This window comes from Sulfobacillus harzensis, from assembly GCF_012933365.1.
Classification (GTDB): domain Bacteria; phylum Bacillota; class Sulfobacillia; order Sulfobacillales; family Sulfobacillaceae; genus Sulfobacillus_B; species Sulfobacillus_B harzensis.
The window spans coordinates 1-2,408 of record NZ_JABBVZ010000219.1 but is presented as its reverse complement, the minus strand read 5'-3'; the positions used below and the strand labels follow the sequence as shown (position 1 = coordinate 2,408).

The window sequence follows — 2,408 nt, the reverse complement described above, 5'->3', positions numbered from 1 at the left end:
GGCACCATCCGGTCGTTCCCCCCTTTGGCCTCACGGATCAAGAGGATACCCCGCCCAAGATCCACATCGGAGACTCGGAGCTGACAGGCTTCGGACACGCGCAATCCACACCCATATAACAGCCGGAACAAAACGGGGAGCATGCGATGCTTGTCAGTTCCCGGATAGGGCGCCATCGTGTCACACGCGTGAAAGAAGCGGGCCATTTCCTCCTCGGAAAAGATATAGGGCAGGTACGGTGCCGACTGGCGCTTCAATGGCGGTGCCAGGGGCGTCTCGTAGCCTTGGGATCGGGCCCATTGCAAAAACACCCGAAGACAGCTCACCCGGATCCGCTGGGTTCCCCATCGCTCACCGGGAACCCGAGCCACCCATCGGTCGACGACGGTCTGGGAAATGACGCGATCCCGGATGGGATCGTCCTGGGCGACTCGAGCAAGCCGAGCGAGCTGGTCGGCTTCCACCCGGTATCGGTAACCGAGCGCCTGCTTGTGTGCCACGAACTCGTCGATGAGCCGACCGAGCTCCCCGGGCAACGACGAACGGGATGTCGTCATCAGAACACCTCCTGACCCACGTTCCAGTCGAACATGGGAACCGGCAACGCACAGCGGCGGAGCTGCTCGACGCTGATTTTGAGGTAGACTCCGGTGGTTCGGGTTTGCGTGTGCCCCAGAATCTCGGCGATGACCGGCAGCGGAACATTGTCCTCGAGCAACGCGCTGGCCAGCGAATGCCGCATGGCATGCGGCCCCGGACGGTGTCCGGGCTTGGGGGCCACACCCCCGCGGACCATGTACTGTTTGACGATGCCGGATAAGGCTGGGGCCGTCAGGGGTTGGATAGGCGGAACATGGCGGAGAAACACCACGTTGCCGTCGGCCGTCGGCCGACCATGTTTAACGTAATCAATGATGGCCATACCAACTTCTTCCGAAAGGGGCAGGGTGACGCGTTTGCCGGTCTTCTCCAGCACGCGGTCGATCACGTTGGTCTCCCAGCGGAGGTCGGCAAAGGTCAGGTGGCGAATGTCCCCGGACCGGAGACCGAGCCGCGCAGCGAGTAACAGCATGGCGTAGTCCCGCTTGCCCGTGGGATTGGCCCGATCGACCGCGCTGAGGATTTGCTCAATCTCCTCCGCCGAAAAGGTGGAGGGCAGATGCGCGTCCGGCGGCCGCCGGACGTTTGGCACAGCGCCCGACCAATCCTGCGCCACCAGCCCCTGTGCATGGAGATGCCGGAGAAAAACCCGAAGAGCGCCGAGGGCATTGTAGAGCGTGGCCGGGGTGTCGCTGCAGAGCATGTCGGTGTAAGCGAGGATCGTGGCAGCCGTAATTTGCGCCAACTCCATCACACCGTGGTTCTCCAAGTACAGCAGGAACTTCCCCAAGTATTTGTCATACGTCTTGAGCGTCACCGGAGACCGTTGCGTTTGCTGGGAGGCCTGGAAGTCCGCCAGAACGTCGGGGTAACGCGTGAGCAGGGAGACCGCCGACACCCTGTGCCGCGGTCGCACCATGCCGTGCAGGTAATACTCGTTGAGGACCGTGATGGCCCGAGCACGGACCTTGTCCTCATTGGTGAGCGCCGTGAAGACCGTGATGTGGTACACCTCTTCCAGAAAGTTGAGACCGACCTGGGTGTCATAGCTGAGGCCACGATCCGCCATGTACGCGGCGAGGCGGGCCCATGGGCGTTGGTAGCGGCCAATGGTGCGGGGACCATACCCCACCCGCTGCAACTCCCCTTCGACACGTGTGATGAGGTCGGCCAGCGAAGACGAAACTCGATGGTTCATGTCATCTACCTCCTTGGTTGTCCTCGTGGGACAGCCCCACCATAGACTAGGAGGAGGAAATAATGCGAAGTTACGCGGCCATTATGTGACGTCGTTGGTGGTGTGGTGAGGGCCCACTGGCCATTACGGCCAACTTGTCATTACGTCGTGCGTGCGCGAAACACCCGATGAGCGTGACCTTCTCAAGGTCATGATAGCCGGCATAGCCATCGACCTGAAGATACCCCTCAAATCCGGCGAGAAAAGCCTGGGGGTGGGATCCGGCCCGTGTCTTTTGGTAGTCATACAACACAATCGCGGGTCCCTCGCGGCCGGTCCGATACAGCCACATGTAGGATTTTGCCTCCGGGGCTCGGCCGTCTTCGTGGAGGACTTGCACGGTCGTTTCGTCCGCTTGCAGAATGTCCTGGACCAACAGATGCCGACGGAGTTCCTGGTAGAGCGGGTGAAGCCATTCATGGGCCGCATACACCACCCAATTGGCCATCGTTTGGCGGGAAATCGGGACCCCCAGCCGCCGCCATTCTTGCTCCTGGCGATAGAGCGGCAACCCCAAGGTGTATTTCTGATGAAGGATATAGGCCATCACGGAGGGACTGGCAAAGCTGCC

General features: G+C 61.2%; 2 protein-coding genes and 1 pseudogene. All 3 read right to left on the bottom strand.

Annotation, left to right across the window (positions count from 1 at the left end; translation table 11 throughout):
* A partial coding sequence (locus tag HIJ39_RS22515) for a tyrosine-type recombinase/integrase (RefSeq protein ID WP_169103276.1) occupies positions 1-557 on the bottom strand: 557 nt, incomplete at its 3' end.
* Positions 557-1,798, bottom strand: coding sequence for a tyrosine-type recombinase/integrase (locus tag HIJ39_RS22510; protein WP_169103275.1), 1,242 nt, complete (start codon positions 1,796-1,798; stop codon positions 557-559). The genes HIJ39_RS22515 and HIJ39_RS22510, both read right to left, overlap by 1 nt.
* A 118-nt stretch (positions 1,799-1,916) precedes the next feature.
* Positions 1,917-2,408: pseudogene (gene tnpC / locus HIJ39_RS22505) on the bottom strand (IS66 family transposase); the annotation flags it as partial.

What these genes read in the sequence shown, in the direction of transcription:
- HIJ39_RS22510 (WP_169103275.1), bottom strand. Translation starts at nt 1,798, where the DNA reads ATGAACCATCGAGTTTCGTCTTCGCTGGCCGACCTCATCACACGTGTC.